23 protein-coding genes and 2 pseudogenes are annotated in these 24,164 nt (G+C 58.1%); 15 read left to right on the top strand and 10 right to left on the bottom strand.

The window, feature by feature from the left end; genetic code table 11:
* Nucleotides 1–204: 204 nt before the first annotated feature.
* On the bottom strand, nt 205–393 hold the full coding sequence (locus tag P6U27_RS31625) for a hypothetical protein (RefSeq protein WP_407193236.1): 189 nt from the start codon (nt 391–393) through the stop codon (nt 205–207).
* A 649-nt stretch (nt 394–1,042) separates the two neighbouring features.
* On the opposite strand from P6U27_RS31625, the gene P6U27_RS31620 reads away from it, so the two are divergent.
* Nucleotides 1,043–3,631 carry an MBL fold metallo-hydrolase gene (locus P6U27_RS31620; protein ID WP_407193235.1) on the top strand — a complete coding sequence of 863 codons (2,589 nt, stop codon included), beginning with the start codon at nt 1,043–1,045 and terminating at the stop codon, nt 3,629–3,631.
* Between the two features lie 112 nt (nt 3,632–3,743).
* Here P6U27_RS31620 and P6U27_RS31615 read toward each other — a convergent pair whose 3' ends face one another.
* Together P6U27_RS31615 and P6U27_RS31610 are read right to left on the bottom strand one after the other, a co-directional pair.
* Nucleotides 3,744–3,872, bottom strand: coding sequence for a DUF2958 domain-containing protein (locus P6U27_RS31615; protein ID WP_407193234.1), 129 nt, complete (start codon nt 3,870–3,872; stop codon nt 3,744–3,746).
* Between the two features lie 62 nt (nt 3,873–3,934).
* Nucleotides 3,935–3,988 (bottom strand): annotated as a pseudogene (locus P6U27_RS31610) (hypothetical protein); the annotation flags it as partial.
* A gap of 165 nt (nt 3,989–4,153) precedes the next feature.
* On the opposite strand from P6U27_RS31610, the pseudogene P6U27_RS31605 reads away from it, so the two are divergent.
* From P6U27_RS31605 to tnpC, 4 genes and pseudogenes are all read left to right on the top strand, one after another.
* Nucleotides 4,154–5,207: pseudogene (locus tag P6U27_RS31605) on the top strand (IS3 family transposase); the annotation flags it as partial.
* 556 nt (nt 5,208–5,763) lie between these two features.
* Nucleotides 5,764–6,165, top strand: a complete 402-nt coding sequence (gene tnpA, locus P6U27_RS31600) for an IS66-like element accessory protein TnpA (RefSeq protein WP_074448291.1) — start codon at nt 5,764–5,766, stop codon at nt 6,163–6,165.
* Complete coding sequence (tnpB, locus tag P6U27_RS31595; RefSeq protein WP_035701064.1) at nt 6,162–6,509, top strand: IS66 family insertion sequence element accessory protein TnpB; 348 nt, start codon at nt 6,162–6,164, stop codon at nt 6,507–6,509. The genes tnpA and tnpB overlap by 4 nt, the downstream gene beginning before the upstream one ends.
* 45 nt (nt 6,510–6,554) lie before the next feature.
* Entirely contained in the window at nt 6,555–8,216 is a 1,662-nt protein-coding gene (gene tnpC, locus P6U27_RS31590) for an IS66 family transposase (RefSeq protein WP_122401599.1), read from the top strand.
* A 477-nt stretch (nt 8,217–8,693) separates the two neighbouring features.
* Here tnpC and P6U27_RS31585 read toward each other — a convergent pair whose 3' ends face one another.
* Both P6U27_RS31585 and P6U27_RS31580 read right to left on the bottom strand, forming a co-directional pair.
* Nucleotides 8,694–9,560, bottom strand: coding sequence for a hypothetical protein (locus P6U27_RS31585; protein WP_407193233.1), 867 nt, complete (start codon nt 9,558–9,560; stop codon nt 8,694–8,696).
* A 239-nt stretch (nt 9,561–9,799) separates the two neighbouring features.
* Nucleotides 9,800–10,912, bottom strand: a complete 1,113-nt coding sequence (locus tag P6U27_RS31580; RefSeq protein WP_407193232.1) for a hypothetical protein — start codon at nt 10,910–10,912, stop codon at nt 9,800–9,802.
* Between the two features lie 543 nt (nt 10,913–11,455).
* Here P6U27_RS31580 and P6U27_RS31575 point away from each other — a divergent pair.
* The gene (locus P6U27_RS31575; protein WP_407193231.1) at nt 11,456–12,031 is read left to right on the top strand and encodes a hypothetical protein; all 576 of its coding nucleotides are present in this window, start codon (nt 11,456–11,458) and stop codon (nt 12,029–12,031) included.
* A 283-nt stretch (nt 12,032–12,314) separates the two neighbouring features.
* Here P6U27_RS31575 and P6U27_RS31570 read toward each other — a convergent pair whose 3' ends face one another.
* A complete protein-coding gene (locus P6U27_RS31570) occupies nt 12,315–12,467 on the bottom strand; it encodes a hypothetical protein (RefSeq protein ID WP_407193230.1) in 153 nt (50 codons plus the stop codon).
* A gap of 140 nt (nt 12,468–12,607) precedes the next feature.
* On the opposite strand from P6U27_RS31570, the gene P6U27_RS31565 reads away from it, so the two are divergent.
* From P6U27_RS31565 to P6U27_RS31535, 7 genes are all read left to right on the top strand, one after another.
* Complete coding sequence (locus tag P6U27_RS31565) at nt 12,608–13,699, top strand: IS5 family transposase (protein WP_122402508.1); 1,092 nt, start codon at nt 12,608–12,610, stop codon at nt 13,697–13,699.
* Nucleotides 13,699–14,043, top strand: a complete 345-nt coding sequence (locus P6U27_RS31560; protein WP_122402509.1) for a hypothetical protein — start codon at nt 13,699–13,701, stop codon at nt 14,041–14,043. The genes P6U27_RS31565 and P6U27_RS31560 overlap by 1 nt, the downstream gene beginning before the upstream one ends.
* Nucleotides 14,006–14,725, top strand: coding sequence for a hypothetical protein (locus P6U27_RS31555; protein WP_407193229.1), 720 nt, complete (start codon nt 14,006–14,008; stop codon nt 14,723–14,725). The genes P6U27_RS31560 and P6U27_RS31555 overlap by 38 nt, the downstream gene beginning before the upstream one ends.
* A gap of 12 nt (nt 14,726–14,737) precedes the next feature.
* Nucleotides 14,738–15,775, top strand: a complete 1,038-nt coding sequence (locus P6U27_RS31550) for an AbiJ-NTD4 domain-containing protein (protein WP_407193228.1) — start codon at nt 14,738–14,740, stop codon at nt 15,773–15,775.
* Between the two features lie 350 nt (nt 15,776–16,125).
* Nucleotides 16,126–16,455, top strand: a complete 330-nt coding sequence (locus tag P6U27_RS31545; protein WP_407193227.1) for a helix-turn-helix domain-containing protein — start codon at nt 16,126–16,128, stop codon at nt 16,453–16,455.
* A 198-nt stretch (nt 16,456–16,653) separates the two neighbouring features.
* Nucleotides 16,654–17,070: a hypothetical protein gene (locus P6U27_RS31540; RefSeq protein ID WP_407193226.1), complete on the top strand. Its 417-nt coding sequence runs from the start codon at nt 16,654–16,656 to the stop codon at nt 17,068–17,070.
* A 538-nt stretch (nt 17,071–17,608) separates the two neighbouring features.
* Nucleotides 17,609–18,103: a hypothetical protein gene (locus tag P6U27_RS31535; RefSeq protein ID WP_407193225.1), complete on the top strand. Its 495-nt coding sequence runs from the start codon at nt 17,609–17,611 to the stop codon at nt 18,101–18,103.
* A gap of 176 nt (nt 18,104–18,279) precedes the next feature.
* Here P6U27_RS31535 and P6U27_RS31530 read toward each other — a convergent pair whose 3' ends face one another.
* The 3 genes from P6U27_RS31530 to P6U27_RS31520 all read right to left on the bottom strand — a co-directional run bounded on the left by P6U27_RS31530 (nt 18,280) and on the right by P6U27_RS31520 (nt 21,444).
* The gene (locus tag P6U27_RS31530; protein ID WP_407193224.1) at nt 18,280–19,398 is read right to left on the bottom strand and encodes an IS630 family transposase; all 1,119 of its coding nucleotides are present in this window, start codon (nt 19,396–19,398) and stop codon (nt 18,280–18,282) included.
* A gap of 640 nt (nt 19,399–20,038) precedes the next feature.
* A complete protein-coding gene (locus tag P6U27_RS31525; RefSeq protein ID WP_407193223.1) occupies nt 20,039–21,046 on the bottom strand; it encodes a hypothetical protein in 1,008 nt (335 codons plus the stop codon).
* Nucleotides 21,047–21,069: 23 nt separating this feature from the next.
* Nucleotides 21,070–21,444 (bottom strand): hypothetical protein, encoded by a 375-nt coding sequence (locus P6U27_RS31520; RefSeq protein ID WP_407193222.1) that lies wholly within the window; start codon nt 21,442–21,444, stop codon nt 21,070–21,072.
* Between the two features lie 509 nt (nt 21,445–21,953).
* On the opposite strand from P6U27_RS31520, the gene P6U27_RS31515 reads away from it, so the two are divergent.
* Nucleotides 21,954–22,085 (top strand): hypothetical protein, encoded by a 132-nt coding sequence (locus P6U27_RS31515; protein ID WP_407193221.1) that lies wholly within the window; start codon nt 21,954–21,956, stop codon nt 22,083–22,085.
* A 1,099-nt stretch (nt 22,086–23,184) separates the two neighbouring features.
* Here the strand turns inward: P6U27_RS31515 and P6U27_RS31510 are convergent.
* Nucleotides 23,185–23,661, bottom strand: a complete 477-nt coding sequence (locus P6U27_RS31510) for an Lrp/AsnC family transcriptional regulator (protein ID WP_407193220.1) — start codon at nt 23,659–23,661, stop codon at nt 23,185–23,187.
* Between the two features lie 97 nt (nt 23,662–23,758).
* Between P6U27_RS31510 and P6U27_RS31505 the strand changes: the two genes are divergently transcribed.
* Nucleotides 23,759–24,139 (top strand): ribbon-helix-helix domain-containing protein, encoded by a 381-nt coding sequence (locus P6U27_RS31505; RefSeq protein WP_407194515.1) that lies wholly within the window; start codon nt 23,759–23,761, stop codon nt 24,137–24,139.
* The last annotated feature ends 25 nt before the right edge of the window (nt 24,140–24,164 follow it).

Raw genomic sequence — 24,164 nt, 5'->3', positions numbered from 1 at the left:
ACGACTGGACCCGCGACTCTGCATTGGCATCGTTACTCATCTAATCGCCGTGCGTTCGTTGGAGGTCGGTCAAAGCAGCACCGGGCCGGATGGAAGCTCATTTTGATCGCATTTGTAATGTGATGCTACGTAAGATAGCGGCGCCTTACCGTGGTTTCCCAAAGGCAACGGCCCCGCCTCGATGAGGTGGGGCCGTTGGGCCCCTCACGCTTCGACGGCCTGTGGGTTTTTGGCGGCGCGGACAACAAGCTTGCCCGAGACCGTGATGCCAGGCGGGATCACGATGTTCATGCCATCGCTGTCCTTGTGCTTCCAGGCTGCACCGATCTCGGTCCAGCTTGCATCGTCACCGTCGCCATCGACAATGAAGCCATTGGTCGTGCTCTTGGTCATGTTACTCTCCTTCAGATTGTTGCGCCGTCCGCAACCTGCGGCCGGTCGAGAGCCTTGAGCCGACGGGTCAGAGGCGGCCGTCAAACGCCCTTGGCCGCGCAGCGGGCCGGAGCTGCACAAGCCGGATTCTTCATCCGGCGCGGAAGCGAGGCGCGTGGACGGGTGCCGGCCCGGCGGCAGGGTCTCCCGATCAACGGCCAGCAGTTGCCAGCGGCAAAAAAAGAAGGAGAGTTACATGACCAAGAACGCGACCGATCGCGCACCGATGCTTTTGTCCGGCGACGACGACGGCCGGTGACCGCAGACCTTCTCGCCGACTGGAAGCGCAAGGATGCTGACGGCACGAACGGGGCACGATCGGGGGCACGGTTTACGGGAAGCCGTCCGCGCGACCGCTCCGGCGGCTGGGCCTGACCGGAGCGGCGGCACGGCTTCGCGGCGAGGACCTTCTTTGGGGTTCGGCGGCGGTCCCACCTTTCGGTGACGGATGCGGCAAAGATTGACCTGATCCGATCTATGACGGCTCACCTTTTGGACCGCGAAAAAAATCAACCCAGCCAGATGGACAAGTTGCCCACTCGCGCTAAGATTGCTCACGTTTTTATTCGCGCGCTTTCATTGATCCGGCTGCAAACGATTGGCTCTTACCATGTTTCAGAAGCTGCTCTTCTCGATCCTTGTCACTTTTATCCTCTTTGTTACCTCGTCGGCAGAGGCCCAGGAACTGAAACAGAGAATGCGCATACCGGTCGGTGACTACTGGATCGGAGGGGGCGGCGGAGCTGGCGGCGGTAGCGGTACTGGTAGTGGAGGAGGCGTAGGTGGCGGCGGCGGAGTTGGTCTCGTTGTCGGGGGAAGTGGAAGTGGGGGCGGCGGTGGAGGCTGGGGTCGCATGGTCAGCGCCGGCCCTGCATTCCCCGCAGGCTTGCCTACCAGCTCGTCAGGCCCATTGCCACAAATTGCATTGCCTCCTGGCGAAGATAACGCTTACAGGCTGCCAGCAATGTGTATCGATAACGGCCGTGATTTTCCAGATTCCGATAGCAAGATTTCGCATGTGAGCGGAAACGCCAAGGTGCAGAAATACATGGGAGATCTACTGATTGCGGAGAAGCCACTCGACCAAGCGATTTCCGGTCGTGACGCTTGGTTGACACTTTCCGGGCTGCACGCCGCTAACGCCATTGAGCTTAAACCAACGGAGCCCGGTTTCTCATTTCGTATTGTCGTCTCTGATCTGACCATCGCGGGCGAAGACGAATCTGACGTGCGCTCGGCTCATGAGCAATGGACGAGCAACCCCGCTTTGCTGGGGGCGTCGAAATCACTGGATGCGCTTCGAGCCTATCTCGGCAGCAATTCCGACATCGACCGTAACGTGATTGAGACCCTTGAAGCGACACGGCAGTACGAGGAATGGAAGAGGTTTGGCGGTCCATTGCTCAAGAGTGCTGCGATCCCAGCGCCGGCAAACACGGCCCCTGCGCGGGATTGGATCGATGGAATGATCGCCAGATATTTTGGCGTTAAAAATGAGGACCTAACCGCTTCGGATCGTCTGCACTGGTTTACATTTTTGCTGGGAAGACAGCCGACCGCCGAGGACATCAAGTTCTTTGGCAACCAATTTGCGGGCGTTGAGATCGCGAAGGCGAATGAAGAAGCAGCCAATGCCAGCTTAGTGAAGGCTTTCAGTGCAATGCTCGCATTGCCGAGTTTCGGTCCGACCGTCATGGCTTTCTTTCGTGAGCTTCGAATTCGGGAGAAGCTTAGCTTTGAGGAAGCCGTCCGGCGGTCGTCGTTCGATATCACCGACCAGTCGTCGTCGGGCCTGGCCAGCGAAACGATGTGGACGACAGGGCAGCCGGGACTTGCCACCCTGAGCCTTGTGAGTTGCGGGAGCCAGTTGTTCAAAGAGATAAGTGCCGAACGCGCAAAGCAGGCGGAAGCTTTACTGCAAGCATCGCTTGGGCTGATGCGGAGTCTTGGTGTGCATACGGCGGCACCCGCCGATATGGGTCTTGTCAAGGTGGATACCGACGGAGATACGGCATGTTTGGTTCGACTGACGGCCGACAACACGATTGAATCCCGCAGAGTACCTTTGACGGAGCTTACACCAGCCTTCATCAACCAAGAGCTCCGTGGGGCGTTGCTGGTTGCGAGCGATACGGACGACCAGGAAATGCTGAAGGAAAAGGGTATCAAGGTAGAACTTCTAGATGATGTCGCGCGAGGTATGGCCGCGCAAGTGTTTACGCGGAAGAATGAGAAAGATGAGCAGATTTTCGAACATCCCAACCGTGCGATGAGTTCGGCCGGCCTCGATTTCGCGACACTCAATCTGGAAACCAGAGGTGACGCCCTGGTCGCCAGATTGCCTGATGGGACCTTCCTGATGATCGATACGGGTATTGGAAAGAATACGCTGTCGAAATTGTCGGGTTATCTGGCACGCAACTATCCCGGCGAGAAGCCCTCCCTTCGCATTGTTATTACTCATTCGCACTCCGATCACTTAGGCGGCCTGCGCTACATTGCCGATGCCGGCTTCGATATCCAGGAGGTGCTGATCGGTCGATCCATGCAAGATGGCGGATCGGTTGATCGTCTGTTCATGAGTGAGCGGAAATCCAAGAAGCGAGCTGCTGATCTGCGGCAACCGTTAACGGGTGGCGTAAGAAAGGACATTAAAGAACTACCGGGGTTGCCGGGCATCACCCATTTCGTGAAGAAGGGTGTCGACCCTCTCTTTGACGCAGACGCTCGCGAGACTACGGTTGAAAGTGATATCGAGAGCTGGTCGCTCAAGAGCGCTGCCGGTGTGACAATCGACGTTCATCACCTCGTGCGCGCACAGAAGCCCAATGATGGCGGTCTGCTCGTTCGGCTTGGCTACAAAGGTATGCACTGGCTCCTCTGCGATGATCTGAGTGACACGGCCTGGACAACCATTGCGAAGAATTCTGATGAGCTAAACCTCAGGGCGGGCATCCTGAAATGGCCGCACCATCTTTGGTTTCCGAACAAGAAGGACGCGCCGCAACGTGAGAATTTAAAAGCGATGCTCCAGCGGATCAATCCGCATACGATTGTTTTCTCAAATACGGGACACACGTCTCACAACGCCAAGCGTTATAGCGAGATCAAGGAATTCGTCGCAGAAGTGCTCCCGAATGTGCAGACAAAGTGGACTCACGAGGACGATAAGCACATCGTGCATACGGCTGAGAATTAGGACGTGCTTCCGCGACAAACGAGAGTTTTCGACGGCCGGCAGCGGCCCCGCCTTGTAAGGGGCGGGGCGGTTGAGCCCGATCATTGGCTGCTCCTTTTGGTTGGTGATGAAATCAGGCGTCGATAGAGCCCCGCCGATGGGCCTCATCGGCGTAAGCTTGCAGAGTCTTGTTGGGCTTGAAGAACAGATCGCGTTGGATGGTGAGGCCGCCCGGGGCCGCGTATCCCGGCCAGTTCGGCAAGGCTGACGCGGCCCAGTTCGGGAAAAGCCCTGACCGAGATCACAGAGGCCGAAGGCGATGTCGGGTTTTTTGGGATCGAGCTCGCTGAAGAGCCAGGTAGCTCCGTCCCACGGCAGAACAGCGTCAGGACCGGTTTGAAGTCTTCGGTCTCCTGATCGCTTGCGGCGCGTGCGGCATTCGTCCTGCGGTTGTCGAGCAGGGGCGGCGCTGGTTCGGTGTGACCTGCCCCTGCGTATTTCCTCCAGATGGAGTTAGAGTCCGGCCCGAAGCAGGACGGACAGATGAAGCGAGCAAGGTTCACGGAAGAGCAGATTATCGCAGTGTTGAAGGAGCATGAGGCTGGGGCAAAGACGGCCGACCTGGCTCGCAAGCACGGGGTCTCGGAAGCAACGATCTACAATTGGAAGGCCAAATTCGGCGGCATGGACGTTTCAGAGGCGAAGCGGCTGAGGGCGCTGGAGGACGAGAACGCGAAGCTGAAGAAGCTTCTAGCCGAGCAGATGCTCGACGCCGCCGCCCTTCGCGAGCTTCTTTCAAAAAATGGTAGGGCCCGCCGCCAAGCGCGCTGCGGTCGCGCATCTGCAGGCCGTCATGAGCCTGTCGGAGCGGCGGGCCTGTTCGATTGTCGGAGCGGATCGGAAGATGATCCGCTATCGCTCCAGCCGTTCTCCGGACGCGACTCTCCGTGGCCGGCTGCGTGACCTTGCCAACGAGCGGCGGCGGTTCGGCTACCGCCGGCTGTTCGTGCTGCTGCGGCGGGAGGGGGAGCCATCGGGGATCAACCGGATCTACCGGCTTTATCGCGAAGAAGGGCTCACCGTCCGCAAGCGGCGGGCTCGCCGCAAGGCCGTGGGGACCCGTGCCCCAATCCTAGTCGAGGCGATGCCCAACGCGCGCTGGTCGCTGGATTTCGTCCACGACCAATTCGCCAACGGTCGGCGCTTCCGCATCCTCAACATCGTCGACGACGTCACCAAGGAATGTCTGGGCGCCATTCCGGATACGTCGATCTCAGGACGACGCGTCGCCCGCGAACTGACGGCCGTCGTCGAACGACGCGGCAAGCCAGGAATGATCGTGTCCGACCACGGCACCGAGTTCACCTGCAATGCCATGCTCGCCTGGTGCAGGGACGCAGCCATCGACTGGCACTTCATTGCACCGGGAAAGCCGATGCAGAACGGCTTCGTCGAGAGTTTCAACGGCCGGATGCGTGACGAGCTGCTCAACGAGACTCTCTTCTTCGATCTCGACCATGCCCGCGCCAAGATCGCCAATTGGGTCGCCGACTACAATCTTCAGCGGCCTCACTCGTCGCTGAAATACATGACCCCCCGCGGCTTATGCCGCCCACCTCACCGCAACGGACGATCGGCTACGCAACCCCGACCAGCTCCGCCGATCGTCCGTTGCTCCAACCGCGCCACCTGGCGTACAAAGCTCCGAGACTCTAACCGCTGCCGGATGAAAATTCAGTGGCAGGTCACGGCCAATGGAGGAGGGAAAAGTCGTGTCAGGCGTTCGACGATATTGCTGTTCCAATAGATGTCATGCAGCGCAACTTTCAATAAACCGGACAAGCGGCATCGACTTTACCGTTGGCCGCTCTGAACGACCAGATTGCTTTGACCTAGATTAGGTTGGTCGGATGCTAACGAGCGTTATGGGCTTAATTGATTCATACCGTTCGCCTATCACTGTCCGGGCGTTCGAATTGGAGATCAGGCGCGCCCTTTCCTCCAGTAAGCCACGGACAGCGACGTAGATGCTATCCACCCGCTTCGTCGCAAGAATCGCTGCTGTCGTACGCCTCCGACGAGGACCGTCTTGCGTGACGGGTGGTAATTCGCGAAGCGTGTGACCTTAAGTCTAGCTTTAAGGTCATCAGGCGATGCGGGTCGAGGTTTTGGGCGGGCTCGAGCGGCGGCGGCGTTGGTCGCAGGACGACAAGGCACGGATTGTCGAGGAGACGCTGGCACCGGGCGCGAAGGTAACTGAGGTTGCGCGGCGCAACGGAGTAGCGGCCAGCCTGGTGTTTACCTGGCGTCGCCAAGCACGGACATCGGAACAAGTTGCGCCATCTTTTACGCCGGTGCAGATCGCCGCCGTAGCAGCCTCGGCTGAAGAAACTCCGAAGCTTTTGCCTACGGTTGATGGCCGAGTTCGTTCGGCGGCAGCTGCGCGTACTGGATTGATAGAGATCGATCTCGGCAACCGACGGTGCATCCGGGTGGATGCGCACGTCGATCCGGAGGCGTTGGCGCGGGTCCTCGATGTGCTTGGACGCCGATGATTTCTGTACCAGGGAATGTGCGAGTGTGGCTGGCTACAGGCTACACGGATATGCGCAGAGGCTTTCCATCGCTGGCCCTCCAAGTGCAGGAGGTGCTGCACAAAGAACCGCTTAGCGGTCATTTGTTTGTCTTCCGTGGTCGCCGCAGCGATCTTGTGAAGGTGATCTGGCACGATGGTCAGGGAGCCTGCTTGTTCACAAAAAAACTCGAGAGAGGAAAGTTTATCTGGCCATCGGTTGCCGGTGAAGCGGTAACGATCTCGCTGGCGCAGTTGAGCTACCTGCTGTCCGGGATCGACTGGCGCAATCCGCAAGAAACCCAGCGCCCGACGCGGGTCGGATAATCGTTTTGGGTTTGAATCTGATGCTCGATCTGATTCAATGACTTCATGACATCGAAGCCGGACGATCTTCCGTCGGATCTCGCAAGCGCCTACCTTGCGCTGCTGGCCGAGCGCGAGGCGTTGCAGGCTGAACGCGATGTGGCAGTCGCGGATGCCGCCAACGCGCGGGCGGAGCTGTCGGACAGCGAGGTGCTGATCGCTCATCTTGAGCTACGGATCGAGAAGCTCAAACGCGAACTGCACGGGCAGCGCTCCGAGCGCACGGCGCGGCTACTCGAGCAGTTGGAATTGGAGCTCGAAGAACTCGCCACCACGGCGACCGAGAATGAGCTGGCTGCGCAGGCTGCCGCGGCAAAAACCCAGAGCGTGAGCGCCTTCACGCGCAAGCGGCCGGTGCGCAAACCGTGGCCGGACGACATCGAACGTGAGCGCGTCGTCATCAAGGCTCCAACGACCTGCGCCTGCTGCGGCGGATCGCGGCTGGCGAAGGTCGGCGAGGATGTGACCAAGACGCTGGAGGAGATTCCGCGTCGCTTTAAGGTCATCGAGACGGTACGCGAGAAGTTCACCTGCCGCGATTGCGAGAAGATCAGCCAGCCGCCGGCACCGTTCCATGCGACGCCCCGCGGCTTCATCGGCCCACAATTGCTGGCGACGATTTTGTTCGACAAATTCGGCATGCATATCCCGCTCAACCGCCAGAGCGTGCGCTTCAAGGCCGAGAGGATCGATCTGCCGCTGTCGACGCTGGCCGACCAGGTCGGCCACGGAACCTTCGCCGTCATGCCGCTGTTCCAGCTGATCGAGCGTCATGTGCTCGCGGCCGAGCGCCTTCATGGCGACGACACCACCATCCGCGTCCTGGCGAAGGGCAAATGCACGACCGGCCGGATCTGGACGTATGTGCGGGATGACCGGCCGTTCGCCGGGCCTGCGCCGCCGGCGGCGGTCTATTATGCCTCGGGCAATCGACGGGGCGAAAATCCTCAGAGGCATCTGGCCGCCTTCGTCGGCATTCTGCAGGCGGATTGCTATGGCGGCTTCGAGCCGTTGTTCGACCCAAAAAGGAAAGCAATGCCGATCACGCCGGCATTTTGCCTGGCCCATGCGCGGCGGGGATTCTTCGAGCTGGCTGACATCGAGAAAGCCGCCCGGGAAGGCAAGGGCAAACCGGTCTCTCCGATCGCGCTGGAGGCGGTCAGGCGTCTGGATGCGTTGTTCGAGATCGAGCGCGCCATCAACGGCCGTAGTGCCGACGAGCGGCGTGCCGTGCGCCAGGAGCGGAGCAAGCCGCTGCTCGACGACATGCACGACTGGCTGCTCCGCGAGCGAGAAAGCCTCTCGCGCTCCGCCGAGGTCCTGAAGCCCATGAACTACATGCTTAAGCGCTGGGACGACTTCGTCCGCTTCCTCGACGATGGCAGGATCTGCTTGACCAACAATTGCGCTGAGCGTGCATTGAGAGGCATTGCCTTGGGAAGGCGCAACTGGACCTTCGCTGGCAGCCAGCGTGGCGCCGATCGTGCAGCTATCATGCTGACGATGATCACGACCTGTCGCCTCAACGACGTCGATCCCAAGGCTTGGCTCGCCGACGTCCTCGCCCGGATCGCTGATCTTCCCACCTCGCGTCTGCGCGAACTGCTGCCCTGGGAATGGAAGCTCCTGCACCAAGCCGGCAAGTCCGCCAATCAGCAAGCCGCCTGACCCTTCACGCAACGCCATCGTAGAACTCGCCGTGCTCGCGCGCATGCGTCAATCAGGCGGCCTTCGTCGTATGCGTACCTGCTGTCCGACATTCGCTTCCAGTAGTTAACCGCTCAGCGCAAGAGACCGAGGGCTCCCTTCAGGGATACGGTTGGATGCCTTGCTCCGACGCGCCTCGGCGCAGACGCAATAGGACCGCTCCAGAATGACTTTCCGGTAAGTGACAAGTCCGATGGGTTGAGGCGTACGGAGGCGGCTTCATGTCTATGCTTCGAGTCCATGCCGACACTGATCGGCCAGCAGGTCGGCGCAGCCACCAGCGTCTTAACCAGACCCGCAGAATGGGTCTAGCACAATCGCCTCCGGCGGGCAGAACGCTTCTATCAAGCGGTTGCAAGATACTGATCGGCTTTGGCGTCGTGGGCAGACGATTTTCGTGTACTTACAGGAAAGGTCGGTGCCATCGGTAGCTCCGCGTCACAATTCGAACGGGTCGCCACCTGGAAGCGGGTCGACCATGGCGGCCAACTCGGTTAAGAGTCGACCGGCGTGATGCAGTACAGCCGCGCGAGGCGTTCTCGTGTCGGCTACTAACCCGGTTTCGGTAACAAGTGCTGCCGGCATATTGGTTCTCGCAGCGCGTACATTCGTTATTCGTTTGCGATATTCGCTGCGATGCATAGTGCGATCTTCGACCTCATGGAAATGGCGCTCCTTGCGGCGCGAGCCGAAGATTTCTCGCGCTGCTGAACCGTTGCTGACGATTTGATACCCGTTTTTCAAAGTCTGGAACGGTTTGCTGACCTTGTTTAGATGATCAAATCGGACCGACCGCGGCTTATGCCAAGATTCGAAGAAAGAAGGGTAGACGAAGTTGCTTACAGCGATGCGATCGATTTCATACTCCCCGTCCTCCACCGCATCACACATTTCGTAAGCGTAAAACAGGCTGTTGCTTGCTTGAGCCCACATTTGCGCGCCGGGATCAATCAACATTTCGAGCAACTCATGGGACGTGGTGACGCTCACCTTCTCTCCGGCCGCGACGGTACTCTTGACGAAGACCTTCGACACAGGTTGCCCGTCCTTGGTAAGATCATGATAACCGAGAGCGTCGGCCGCATCAGAATCATCCAGAAAGACAATTTGCCATTCATCGGGCTTCGGTTTGTCGGCAACCTGAAGCTTGGCAGGATAACCCCATATGGGTACGAAATCTCGCTCCAATTGCTTTTCTAATGCTGCCACCAGTTTCTTGAGGTCGACCTCAAGGGGCGCCTTCGCCAGATTCACAAAACTTATGGTCGGAAATTTCCCTTGATTGAATGCGGCTGCTCTAATCATCGCGAAGCTCCTTCGAGTAGCGGTTAAAAAGGCTTAGGTCTGCATGCGCGGGGAAATCACAAGTCACCAAATGGATCTTCGTTTTTGTCACGCGGAATCGGGTCCACCGCCCTAGGCGTTCGGGTCTTCGGTTTTGGCTTGATGACCCGTGTTTTTGCCTTCTTTGTGCGCCTGGAGGGGCGAGGTGGCGCGCGTTTCTGGGGTTTCGAGACTGATTTTGCCATTTTGGAGGTGATCCCTTATGGAGCACGAATGAGCTGGAGCTCGCGACTTTTCAGTTGGTCGACCGCCCTGGCCGCAAGTTCTTCGGCCCAATTACGAGCCTGGGCAGTAAGAGTGGTTCCTACATATATGTCATCCGCCGGTAGGCGTGGCGTGCGCACAGGGCCGCGGGGCGGCACCTTGCGCACGGAAGGGGAGACGAGGGAGGCATCGCCGCTTCGTTCTCGGGAGAAGAGGTAGCTACGCAGCGCAGTAAGATAAGCTAGGACGTCCTTATCTACAGCAAGGCCCACAGTGACTTTATGAGTGTCCGTCCGGTTTAGCGAGCCAGTGAGCGAAGCATCGGCGAGTTGGAAGCCAGAGCCGACGGGAGTAAAGATGACTTTGGGCGTTGATGACCCGTCAATTGTCGTCGTGAAGGTAAGTTTGTCTGCAATGGTTGGAGCGCCGATCGCGCCTGCTGCGGCGTCCTTTTCAGACAGCTGCCCGAGATAAACCAATTCGAAGAAGGTCTTCACAAGTTCGTCGACACCGATATGACCGGCGATAGGATAGACGTAGTTGGCCTGCTTGATTTGCCCGTCGCAGTATCGATGACCTCGAACAAGCACATTTAATCTTACCAAGAGTTCGCTGAAGGTGTCGGTCACCGTGAAGGAACGCTCGTTAGTTCGGTTCCTGTTGAAATCGCCTGACACGGCAAGCGTCAATTTTCGTGCCCAAGGACCCAATAGATTCACGGTGGTGCCAAGATCATTTTGTTCACTCATGGTGAGATCAAAATTGTAGGCGATCGCCGTCGAGTAGATTACGCGATAAAAATTTCGCACCTGTTCATATTTCGGACCCGGAAATCGATCGGGGTTGAAGTTGCTAATCGAGTCGGGGTCCGCTTCATAATCCGCTAATACTTGTCGAGCGATCGGATCGCCAAGTTGATCATCATGGTCGGTGGCAAGCCGTGTAAGTTGTCGGATCAGAAACTGCAGCGCGGCTTCCCGCGTTTCACAGCGGATTTGCCGAGCAATATGATACGTATTTACACCTGTGACGTCTTCTGGAAGCGGATGGATGGAGCAACTCACCAACAGAAATGCGGCCGCGCTCGCGGCAAATATTCGAATAAACATCGGATGTCCCCTGCCAACGTCTAATCCTCTGATTGTAGGCACGATCTGGTTGTCTTGTATGTCGTATTCGCGCAACAGGGCAGTGAAATTCTCAAATCGTAAGTGCGAATGGTGCTACCGCGCGCGGTACCGATTGCGACGGGTACCTCTGGTTCTCGCCGGGCTGACTACCTCCAGCGATTTTAAATGCGGGGAGATGTTAGGATCTCGTGAAGGTGGGGCCGAGGTCGGCGTTGAAGCTCACTAGCGGCACTGTCGTCCAGACGTAGGCCGAGCCGACCCGGCGTCAAATTCATCGGCCGCGTAACACGCTCTTCTGGGACGCGAGGGCTTGAGCCCCTCAACCGCAGATCCCGCAGACGGTGTTAACCTGCTGCGAGAATCCGGCCAAGTCAACGTGCGGTGGATGCTCCCGTATGGGCAACGCTGATGTCGGCGGCTTCGTTCGTTGAAATACTGCGCGACACGGGGGAGAATCGCTGAAGTTCTGCGCCGTTGCAGGCTAATCATATCGGGGGCTAGCAAGCTTATGCTGGGGGTCTGATGGATTTCAGCGGGGTCTGTATCGTTGGCTTGGTTGTGACTGGCGTAGCGACGCTCGGATTCTTCGGTGCAAACCATAAGTTCGGGGCGGCGGTCGACCGGGCAGTCGCCCCGATAAAGGTTCCTGAGCGGCGATGGCGCGGATATAGCGCCCAGGATCTCAACGAGTTCAGGATAGCCGCGCTCAAACAGCCGACGGCGTTCGGGAAATCTGCGCTCGATCTTTACCGCGACCGCGTGTTGCTAATTGACATGGGTTTCGCCGTTGCTTTGGGCTTTTTCAGCCTGCTGTCTTGGGTCGTTGCTGCGCAGCAAGCTGGCTCGTCGTTCGTGTCGTCCCTCGCGATGTTCTGCGGAACGGGGGGTGCCATTTACGGCCTGTCCGACCTGGGTGAGGATATTATCCTTCGTATGCTTCTCCAGCCCGGACGCGCTGTCCGCGATGACGATGCCAAGAGAGCGACAGCTCTTACGTCGTTAAAATTCGCAACAATCTGCATATCTATTGTCGGAGCTATAGTGTTCGCGCTCCTGTCTATTGTGTTTAAGGCGATGCCTTCCAATACCAAATCATAGAGCTTGGGAGGCGAAGATGTCGGCCTTGCTCTCGTGACACTCGGTCTCTGACACTGTTTGTCTTGGTTCGAATCTAGGTTCCCCAGCCAACGCGTAAATGATTGAAAGTGCTCGGATAATTGACGCGCTGGTCGCTTCATTTGCACGGCTTTTGTGTTGCGCCTGTCGCGTCAAAATCATGTGACAATTCAAGCAATCAAGTTCAATCAAGGCGGCTCGGCGCGACACAGGGCGCGACGTCCTCCAGGCCAAATTGCAGGTGCATATCTTCCGAGACTGACTCTCACCCGCTGTCGCCGTCGTGCCACCATTCGCCGCTGATTCGCGCGGTCGCATCGCGCGCGGCAGTCGCTAAACCGTGGAGTTGCACGTCGTGATGATCTTCGACTTCATTACCCAAGACGAAATGGACGATCTTCCGGATGATGATCCGCAAGGAGCGTTCACTCGGTTTCTTGAAATCGCGCGACGCAGATTGGCTGACTATACAGCAGCGCTAGCAGGCTGTTGAAAAAGGCGCTCGCCGCCGACCGGCGACCGTGATTCATTGGCTCCGATGAGATTCGGAGATGGTGCGTGCGCGGCGGCGACAATCGAACGGGCGAACTGTTCAGCTACGTCGACCTGGAGGCGCGGGTGCGGCGTAATCATCCGCTGCGAGCGATCCGGACGATTGTGAACGAAGGGCTGTCGGCGCTGGAGCGAGAGTTTGCCGCGCTCTATTCGCCAATTGGGCGGCCGTCGATCCCGCCGGAGAAGCTGCTGCGGGCGATGCTGTTGCAGGCGTTTTATTCGATCCGCTCGGAGCGGCTTCTGATGGAGCGACTGGAATACGACCTGCTGTTCCGCTGGTTCGTCGGAATCGGCGTTGACGACGCAGCCTGGGACCATTCGGTGTTCTCGAAGAACCGCGACCGGCTGCTGGAAGGCGACATCGCGGCCAAGTTCCTGGCGGCGGTGCTGGCGCAGCCCAAGGTGAAGAGGCTTCTGTCGAGCGATCACTTCTCGGTCGACGGTACGCTGATCGAGGCCTGGGCCTCGATGAAGAGCGTCAAGCCGAAGGACGGCTCCGGCGAGCCGCCAGCGCCAGGCGGCGGGCGCAATGCCGAAGCGGACTTTCATGGCCAGAAACGCTCGAATGACACCCATGCTTCGACCACCGATCCGGACGCCAGGCTCTACCGCAAGGGCAAAGGCAAGGAGACGAAGCTGTGCTTCATCGGGCACGGGCTGATGGAGAACCGCCACGGCCTGCTGGTCGACGCCTGCCTGACGCAGGCCGGCGGGCATGCCGAACGGGTGGCCGCGCTGCACATGATCGAGCCTCGTGCCGACCGACCGACAGCGATCACGCTTGGCGCCGACAAAGCCTACGATGCAGAAGACTTCGTCAACGAACTGCGCTCGATGAACGTGACGCCGCATGTTGCACAGAACACCAGCGGCCGTAGTTCTGCGATTGACGGACGAACGACCCGGCACGGCGGCTATGCCATCAGTCAGCGCATCCGCAAGCGCATCGAGGAGGCATTCGGCTGGATCAAGACGGTTGCCGGGCAAGAGAAGACCAGCTTCCGTGGCCGTGATCGCGTCGCATGGGCCTTTACCTTCGCTGCCGCCGCCTACAATCTGGTGCGGCTGCCGAAGCTGATTGCGGAGACTGGCTGATGGCCAAGGTGCCCGGCTTCGCCAAGGCCTTTGTCGGCCGCTGGCGCATCGTCGAGATGGACGTCTGGGACAGCGAGTTCCTCGATCTTGCCGAAGAGGCGCATCTCACCTTCCAGGGCAAGTCCGATGGCGAAATCGCCTTTGGGGCTCTCAAGGGCTTCCTGGACGTGCGCTACGGCGCCCGCGACGGATCGGCCTGCGCCGAGTTCTCATGGGAAGGGCACGACGAGAATGATCCGTCCTGCGGTCGCGGATGGGCTATGATCGGCACTGCGGGCAGGCTCGTCGGCCACTTCTACATCCACAATGGCGACGATTCAGCCTTCGTTTGCGAACGCGGCTGAGTTCTTCAACAGCCTGCTAGGAGAGGAAGAATCCGACTGGCACCAGCGAAATGAAGCACAACACGGCTTCATGAACGTCGTTGTGGCGGCAGCCAAGCGCTTCGATGTTCAACCGCTAGCAAGTTTGACAGTGCCACGGGCGACAAAGTTTAGTTCTGATGTGTATCGCGAGTTTCGGTCGGATCTGGATCACTATCTCACTCAGATTTTGTTGAGCAACAGTGCGCGAGCGAAACGCGATTCCGTGCTGCTCACCCCAAATTTCAAAACTACCATCCGGACCTACGTATTCAATCTACGAGAGCTGATCGAAAAGAATGAAAACGTCGACGAGGCGAAGCGTCATGAGTTACTTAAACGTCTGACGGATTTTGAAGCAGCGCTGGAAGAGAAGCGGCTCAATTTGCTCGCGGTCACTGCGCTCGCAATCACAATGTTGGGTGCACCGGGCGCGCTCGGGTCATCAGCAGACATCGCGGGCAAGCTCGTAACCAACATTTTGCGCACCGTGGGCGAAGCGAAGCCCATGACGACGCAATTCGCCGTCTACCGTCCGCCGCCCCACCGCTCGCGATTACGGGTCCGAGACCGCAGCAGCCGGAACCGAATTTCGATGACGACATACCGTTCTAGGACTGCATTTGCGGTATGCAGGAAACACGTTTCAGATAGCCCCTGTTGAAGCCTCATCACCATGCTAACCGACATATTTTCTAATCGCTATAAGAATACGCCGCTGTGGCGCACGTTCACGACGGTGGAGCAGACCCTCTTGGTGCAAATGTATCGGATTTTTGCTGAACAAGTGTGCCCATTTGACGAACACACGGACCAGAACAAGAGGCTCTGGGCCGATCTACAAAGCCGCATCTCGATGGAGCTGGGAAGAGAATCGCTGTCACCGCTGACCTATAATTATATGGGTCAGTGGAATGGTCAGCCCCATCACTACTACGGCAAATGGACAATCGGGCAGGTCTGTAAAACTTGGTTTCTAGAGGAATTTGATGGCGCGATCTCCGCCGATGTTTTCTTAAAACAGCGGGTTAGTTTCATCGAAGTTGCATTTCGGCTCGTCGAAGAGCGTATTTCGATAATCAATTCGAACTTACCAGCGGCCATGAAAGCAGCCGACCAAACCGTAGTAAGGAAAAATATCCGCGGCATCGTGCTTCAAAAGCCGAGTGAAAGGGTAAAGGCAGACAATGAAGCCATCAACCGCAACTTTTACAATGCGGTCGAGGAATTGAACGCTCGATTCCGTCAAGCGCAGTGCAATCTGAATTACCACAATGGCTTCATTCAGATTGCAGGCGACGACCGGCTCGAAAGCGAAATTGAGACGCCATTTTGGCAGTTAGTCTCAGCGCCGAAGTGGAAGAACGTAGACACCGATATGAAAGAGGCGTTTGACCGCCGGGACAACGACGATCGCGACCCCGCCTTTTACGCAGCCCGCGCGCTCGAAAGCGCCATTAAAATTATCTCCGGTGACAGGGGCTGGACACACGGCAAAGAAAAGGGCGCGCACAACTATATCGACAATCTGTCTAGCAACGGATTCGTTTCGAGTTGGGAAGCGAACGCGCTCAAGCACATCTTTACTACCGTTCGAAACCCACTGAGTCACGGGCCGGGTTCAGCAGAGATGCCAACTCTTTCGAGACACCAAACAGAATGGGTCATCGACAACAGCCTAAGCTGGATAAAGCGGTTGATCCGTGCGACCTAGACTATCGGAAACGGCTCAACGCTAGCGCGCGGTCCTTGAAGCCGCGCCGCCGCGCCACCGCGATGGCCTTCCTGATCGCTGTCGGGCTGGCTTCCCGGGCATAGGTCTGCACGGCCGTTTCGTATTGACGGCGCTCGATGGCGAATTCTATGAAGGCGCCCGGGTTGGAAAATACGCACTGGGTAGGTTTCGGTGGTCAAAGCTACTGCGGGCAAGGTTGATCATGACGGCGGGCTCCAACGGTTTGCGATGACGAACAGACTAAAGCAAGCCGTCCACCATAGTCAACGAAAAACGTTGACTATGAGCAGACGGACTGTTATGTTGATTGTCAACATTGGAAACGACGAATGATCACCGGGGCTCAAATCAGAGCGGCGCGATCCTTTCTTAAATGGACGGCTGCCGAGCTGGCTAAGAAAGCCGGCATCGGGATTTCGACCGTTCAGGAGATCGAAAAAATAGACGGCGAACCGCGGGTTGAGTCGTCCCTGCAATGGCGATCGGCGGCGCGAGACGAAGCGATCGAAAAAATACAGCGCGCCTTCGTTGACGCCGGAATCTCGTTTCTCAAGGCGAACGAGCAAGGCATCGGAATTCGCGGCCGTTTGGACGGATCCCGAATCCGGCTTCGAGAAAATCGAGATACCCGCGACAGCTTGTCCCCGTCTGACGCCTGAGGTGTTGGCGGAGGAGCGAAAAGCGCTCGGTGAGACCCGTTTCGGGACCGAGTACATGCTTGAGTGGTTAGAGCCACTTGAAAGCGCGTTCCCCACCGAAGTCATCGACCGTGCTTTCGGGCACAAGGACGTGAGACCATTATGGCTTTAGAACACCACGTGCATCCGCACCATTACAGGCACGTTCCGGCGCGCGCCGTGAACGAATACGTTTGCGGTCTCGACCTGGACCGTCAACATGACCGCTTCGTGTTCGCGGTGCTTCACGATACGTGCGCGCCTGTCGAAGAATGGATTATCGACGATCGCGCCAAGGCGTGTCGGCAACCATCGATCCCGCTCAAATTGGACTACGTCTCGCAAGCGCTGCTCCTGCGCGAATTGATGTCGAAGGAGCCGCTAGCGAGCGCAAGAGCGCGGCTCGTGGTGGATATTTCGGGTGGCGGCATGGGCGTCGCCGATCTGATGCGCTCGCAAGGGCTCCGATTTACGGGCGTGCAGATCACGGCCGGTACCGAACAGACGCAAGTTGACGCGATAATTACCGTGTCGCAAAGCAATTGCTTGTCAGCAAAATGGAAGCCGTGCTTCACGCTGGGAGTTGCGCGTTCCTGACGCGCTCCCGGAAGCGGATGCCTTTCGAAAGGAACTGGAGGCATTCCGGCGCCAGTCAAAGCCAGCGGCGCGCAGACGTGGTCCGCTGACGTCGGCGAATTCGACGATCGCGTGATGGGGGTGAGTTATGCCGTGTGGTGGTGCACCTCGCGGCAGACGTGGTCGCGTGAGCCGTTTACGATTTGACTTCCTTAGTCTGCCCGCCCCGCAATCGAAGGACCAGAATTCAATAGGCCCGTATAGACCCGGGATTGAGAGTCTCACTCCAAATCACCAACTTCCTCGGGACGCATAGTTGTCGTACCGAGGGGGCATTATGGCGGACCAACAAAAAGACCAGGGCGCGGCAACCATTGGCGTTGGAGCACAGGGAAACGCTGGTGATGTCGCAATGTTTCGCGTGGTTCGTGGGCCGACTGGATCGGACAGGCCCGGCTCCGCGCCTTTGGGCCCTAACGGCACTACAGGACCGGTGAGTGAGGCGTCTTCGCCGGACACTTTCTATTCGCCCACAATCGGGTTGCAACCGACCCTAGGCATGCAGGTCGAGGCAACAGTCGCACGCGATCACACCGACGCAACCGTCATACGGGCGGTGGGGAAGGCGGCGAGTGCAAATCGCGAAGTCATTCTGCTTCAGTCAACATCCATTCAATTGCTTCTGACGAGCGCTATTGAGCGCGCCAAAGTGGAGCGGACCAATTCCACAAGCGTGCCCGAGCTGGAAGCGATTTTGTTGGCTGCTCAGGAGTTGCACCGGTCGCTCTTACAGACCGAATCTCCGGCAGACGTGATCGGCGAAAAGGCGATTACCTTCAAGCGTGGCGTGGCAAATTGGTATACCCGCGACCACGTTTCTATTCTCAATCGCACCTTCGATAGGGGCATGTTTGTCGCGGCGATTGGTCTTTGTGTTTGGGCGGGCGTGATCCCGTCAGCGATTGCGGCCTTCATTGTTCACCCGAAGGAATCTGTAGAGTTGGTGAAGGAACTCAACAAACTGTTCGGCAAGCACGGGCCTGACGGCGAATAGGGGTGTGTTCGGGTTGCCCATCCGAACTTGCCTTCGGCTCGACCTCGGTAAAGGCACACACGTCCCCGCCGAAAGCCCCGCCGTTAGCGTGGTTGGTGGTGCGTCGCACCGTCCCGGCCTCTATCTACCTCTGCTCTGAATGCCGGCAACAGTTCACGGTGACTGTGGGTACTCCGCTAGTGTCCTGAACCAGAAGTTCGCAACATTGGTCCGTTTTGTGCCGGGGCATTGTATCGGCAGAAGCGCTCGATGGAAGCAAGGATGTCGTCAGCGGACTTGGTCCATCGGAATGGTTTCGGATCGGCATTGTGTCGTTCGATGAACGAGGTGATGTCCGCCCTGAGGGCAGCGACACTGCGATAGACGCCGCGCCTGATCTTCTTATCGGTAAGGAGCGCGAAGAAGCGCTCGACCTGATCGAGCCATGACGAACTGGTCGGGGTCAGGTGCACATGCCAACGCGTCCTTTTGGCTAGCCATTTCCGGATCAGCGGCGTCTTGTGCGTTGCATAGTTATCCATGACGAGATGGACGTCGGGTTCGCCCGGTACGGCGGCCTCGATCTCGTCGAGGAACTTGCGGAACTCGGCGGCTCGGTGGCGTCCGTAGCATTTGCCGATGACCCGTCCGGTCGCAATGTCGAGAGCGGCGAACAGCGATGTGGTGCCGTGCCTTTTGTAGTCATGGCTCCTTCGAGCCGGCTGACCGGGACGCATCGGCAGCATCGGCTGACTGCGGTCCAGTGCCTGGATTTGGGACTTTTCGTCTACACACAGAACGATGGCGTGTGCCGGCGGCGAGACGTAAAGGCCGACGACGTCGCGCACCTTGGCGACGAAGTTCGGATCGGTGGAGAGCTTGAATGTCTCCAGCCGGTGCGGCTGGAGCCCGAAGGCCCGCCAGATGCGTTGCACCGTTGACACCGACAGGCCGCTGGCCTTCGCCATGCCCCGAGAACTCCAATGAGTGGCGTTCTCGGGGCAGCTTTCCAGCGTCCGCACGATCACGGCTTCGATGCGGGCATCGTCAATGGTGCGCGGCGCCCCGGAACGCGGCTCGTCGTGCAGCCCGGCCACGCGCTGCTCTACAAAACGCTGCCGCCACTTGCCTACCGTTCCCCGCTCCAGGCCTAGCTTGGCCGCCACCTCCTTGTTCTGACCGCCTTCCGCGCAGGTCAGCACGATCCGGGCTCTCAGAGCCAGCGCCTGCGCCGTTTTCCGCCGCATCGTCAGCGCCTGAAGTTCGGCGAGCTCATCATCGCTCAATATCAGGGGCGCAAGTCGCTGGGCCGACATCAGATCCTCCGTCGCTGTTACAGCCGCCATCTCTGGCACAGCGATGCGAATCTACTGCGAATCTACGATTGCGAACTTGTGACTCAGGACACTAGAGGGGTCTAAGCTCCGCTTGGCTTCATGGATTCAGGCCGCTCACAAGCTCAACGCGTTGCCAGCAGTGAAGAGAGGTCGAAAAGGCGCTGGACGTTACTTACAAGACGGCATGGCACACCGATACAAAAGCTCTTGAAGGCTGTGGAGACCTATTGAGGTCCGTTGCCACTGTTTTGCAAGCGCACAGGCCGAAGGGCACAGTGGGATTACCGCGTCTTCGTCCGCAGAAAGCTTAGAGCTTCGGTGACGATCTTAAGGAGATTATGACCATCTACTACGACTGCTCACGGCGCGAGCCAACGGCGAGCACAAGATCGTGCACGCCATCGTGACGTCCTGGCGAAGGCATATGACCTTGAGAATTATCCGGCGCGTTGACTTTCCGGCCCGTCGAGCCACCTTTCCGGAGTGGGGCGGCTGTGTCATCGACCGCCCCGGTCGTCACGTCAATGGCGAAGCTTCCGAAGGCCGTCCTACGAGGCGGCCTTTTCCTTGTGTTGCGCTGCTTGCGCGCTCGAGATCGGCGGAACTCCGACAGGCGGCGCTAGCCTTCCTGCACGCGCCCCTCAGCAAAAAAGAGATAGTAGCGCTCAAGGCGACGGAAATAGGAGAGCACAATCTTTGCGAACGACAATGCATTTCGATCTGTCAGACGGTAAATCGTTTCGATATCTGGCAGCTTGAGCGCCGCAGCCAAAGCTCCCGCCAACGAATTGATGCGGTCAGCCAGGGGGCCTGATTTATCGAAACGCTCTGCATCAGCCTTGAGTAGCTGGTTCGCGGCCAAAAACCTGTAGAGGTTACCGTATCCCATTTTCAGGTTCTCAAAGTTCTTAGCAAATTCGGCGAGCGAGATGTGCATCTCGTCGAAGATGTCTGCGCGTCCGTTGACATCGACATTGCCGGGTGAGGCGTACTGGATGCGCCTTACAGATATTCGGTCCATAATCCCCTGCACGGACCAAAGGTCTTCATACAGGTTGACGTAGCTCGATCCACCGCGAAGCGGATGACCGGCAAACGCTTGGCGGACCCGCTTCTTTAGATCGGGCGATGTATCAGGTGCGTCATATTTTTTTAGCGCCAGGAAGAACGAATAAATGTCCGTAATCTTCCCGTAGAATTGCGAGAAGTCGCCCAGGTCCCAAGACCCGTCTATCCGATAGCTATGAGTTTCTAGATGAGCGGCGTCATTGGCTTGGATAGGTTCTGAATGATCCCGCGCGAAGAAGCCTGCCTCTGGCAGATAGTGTTTCTCCACGAGTTCATCTTTGACAGCGTGGAGCAGCGTAATTGAACCGTCTTTGTCTGCGTCAGCGAGATCGAAATAAAACCAATTCTTCCATCGCGGATGGGTGAACAGGAACCGGAAGTCAACGAATCCCCGCCGATAGCGCTCCCATTGGTCGCGAGAGATTTCGGCCCCGAAAAACGGGGACTGGAATCCTTCCCGGTCAATCGCGACGCCGACGATCTTCGAATCAGCCGAACGTTCAAGCAGAACCGCTTGAGGACCGTCAACGTACTCAAGCACCTGCACGAACTTGGCCAATTTGTCGGGCTGTTTGCGCGTAGTCAAAGGGTTTCTACCTTCGTGACGGCGTTGACAGGATCGAACGTGTCGAACATCCAGAAATCAATATGGGCGTTGGCTTGTTCCGAATGACCACTTTTCGGCGGAATGGTCATGACTGCCGCAAAGCCATACTTCTGTAACTTCTTGAATGTACTTCTCTTTTTCTTCACCGTCGCCAGATCGGTGAAGAGTGAACAGGATGACCAGCGACAGAGGTCGACAACTGGTGGCGCTGGCTCATTCTTGGCGGCGGCCGACAGGAAGTCAGTTGCCGTGGGCGGGTTGGTCGAACAAAGACGATAAACGCCTTGATGCCCATTCTGGTGGCTGCCACTCGGCGGGCAGTTGACCGGCAGGCGCTCTTTAAAAACCACGCGAATTCCCCCATTTGGGAACCGACTGATACCGAAGAGTGCCAAGATGTCAAACTGCGAGTGCGATCGCAGTTAAGGACCATCGTAGGTAGCGGCCAAATGCCTGACGCCCCTAGTACCCTCCATAGGGCGCGGCGTCTTGGTAAAGTGGGCGGTTGAATTCCGAACGGCCACGTTGCCAGGCCTCCCGCGTCATTCGACCAGCAACCCGCCGTGGGTCTTCGCCTGCCGCGAAGAGGAACCGCTTTCCATCTGCCTTGCCGTGCTCATCGCACAGCCGCAAGACGCCGTCAGTGATGATGTAGTGGCAAACGACCGTCTCGCCGAGATCACTCGGCGCGCCGCTTGGCTGCGCCACGACGCACGGCGCATCACGGCGGCGCGACGGGTTCGGCTTCCTCACCGAACCCGAAAGCGGCTTCCAACCAATCAGCCACGATCAGCGCCCCGCCGGAAGTCGACGCCGTAAATCACGTTCTGGGCGCTTCGACTGGTTCGGGCGACTGCGCGTGAGCGACCTTGACGATTTCCAGCGCTTCAACGAATTAGCAACTCCGGCGGCGATGCGCGAGGCTTCCGCCAAGTGGCCCAAAATTCCGCGCGTCATTATAGCTCCGGCACTGGCACTAGTTGTTTCGTGAAGCTCAAAGTCTCGGCGAGCTAAGGGACGCCAACATGCGGCTCGCAGTGGATTTCGTCCTCCAGCTTGGGACCAAGGTCTACACCTCGCGTCACACGCTACGGGCCCCATTTCACCTCCATCAACGCTATGGCTTTCAGGAACTCCATCAGGCCATCGCTGAAGGCAGCTTCACGGCCATAACGGATCTGATCACCGCGACCAGCGCTGATGTTCCGATCGCACAATCCGCAGCATCTTGGACGGACGCGAGCGGTTGCTCGAGTTCGTCCTGTCGGCGCCGATGCATCCGATGACCACCCACAGACCGGCAAGCCGATACCATTTGATGAATACTTCACTCGCCTATTCAGCTTGGTACCGGCTGGCTGGACTGGTCCCCGGAAGTGACTTGGAACGCCACGCCCGCCGAAATCCTCGCGGCGCGCGAAGGTCACGTCGAAATGCTCCGGGCATTGTTCGGCGGCAAGCGCTGACGAAGCAACTCCGAGCAACCTTGAGAGGGTTCGCGACAAGCTCAACGCCACCGGCGACCTCAATGTCCAATCGTTGGGGTCAATGTGATGCCGTTCAAGCCCCGTCGCGTCTGTGGTTGCTGCAACCTCGTTTGGTCCGGCACCCTATGCGCCTGTCGGATCAAGCGCAGGGCTGAGAATGATCGGCGCCGGCCGAACGCTACCGATCGCGGCTATGACAACGCCTGGTCAAAGGCCCGCCGCGCTTTCCTGGACAAGTATTCCGACTCATGTGCGGTAAGCCTGCGGTCGTGCTCGATTACAAGACACCGCATCGCAACATGACGGGCAATGTTTGAGTGCGTACAGGTAGCGAATGACGCCGGCGTTCGACAACGACAGCGAACCAGCAGAATTTGTGAGGCTGCCCGAGGCCGGTCTGTGAGCGAAAGGCGGATCTTGCGCATGAGCAAGCGAATCTTGAGGTGCATGCCAATCCCAATTCCGGAGGGGTCAAGACCAGCTGGGGAGGTTAACCTGAGACTAGAGCCTCGAAGGGACGTGTTTTTCGTTTTATAACGGTTGAGCGACGGAAAAAGGCGCGAACGCGTCGACCGGCGCAGGAGACACCGTATCAGCGATCAGTCAATCCTGGCATGGACTCTCAACAGGAATAGCGAAGCCGGCTTTCACGCGATCCAATACGACCATCGTCTTGAACCCCTTGATATCCGGGTTCACATGGAAGAATCGCCGAGTGAACTCCTCGTATTCTTCCATGCTGGTAGCGGTAATGTATAGGACGAAGTCCGCGTTCCCCGTCACGTAGAATCCGTTGACAACCTCAGCTGACAATTTGATGGCCTTCTTGAATCTATCGATGATATCTGAACGCTCCCGCTCCATAGTCACTAGCACAAGCATTTGAATCGGCCGTCCAACAGCCTGCGGCGAAACGATCGAGACATCGCCTTCGATGGTACCTTCCGAACGAAGCCTCTTCAGGCGCCGTTGACAGGCGCTGGCAGAAAGCCCGGCAAGTTCGCCGATCACCTCGGAAGTCAGGCGGTTATTCTTTTGGACGATCTCAAGGATGCGGGCGTCGATTCGATCGTATGGCATTTCGGTTCCAGTTCCGGCGAATTTCACCGCGAAATGGCTGCGCGACGCAGCGGATTATGTCATCATGACCGGAATCAAGCATTCCGAGGGAACCGCCGTGTGCAATTTATTTGCGCGACAGCCTCAGCGTAATTACGAACCCCAGACGCGTTCGTTGCGGATCGGAGGTCATTGCACATCAATCCGTCTCGAACTCGCATTTTGGGACACACTTGAGGAGATTGCGGCAAGGGAGAGGATGAGCGTCGCGAAATTCCTTACGAGTCTCCACAACGAGGTCCTCGAACATCATGGCGAGGTGAAAAATTTCACCTCGCTCTTGCGATGTTGCTGTCTCATCTATCGTTCCGGCGGTGACAGCGCACAAACCGATTTCGTTGCTCCTGTGTCAGGCTTGCGGAGCAGCCTACCGGAGCCGCGACTATCCGCGTTGGAGCGCGGGCAGCAAACCGACGCAGCTCTGTCACTCCCGAAATGACAGGGCTGCCCGCCTTCAGGCGCGT

Origin of the sequence: Bradyrhizobium sp. STM 3566 (genome assembly GCF_045571445.1) — a bacterium.
Taxonomy (GTDB): Bacteria; Pseudomonadota; Alphaproteobacteria; order Rhizobiales; family Xanthobacteraceae; genus Bradyrhizobium; species Bradyrhizobium vignae.
The sequence above is the reverse complement of the archived record's forward strand: the minus strand, read 5'-3'. Positions and strand labels throughout refer to the sequence as shown.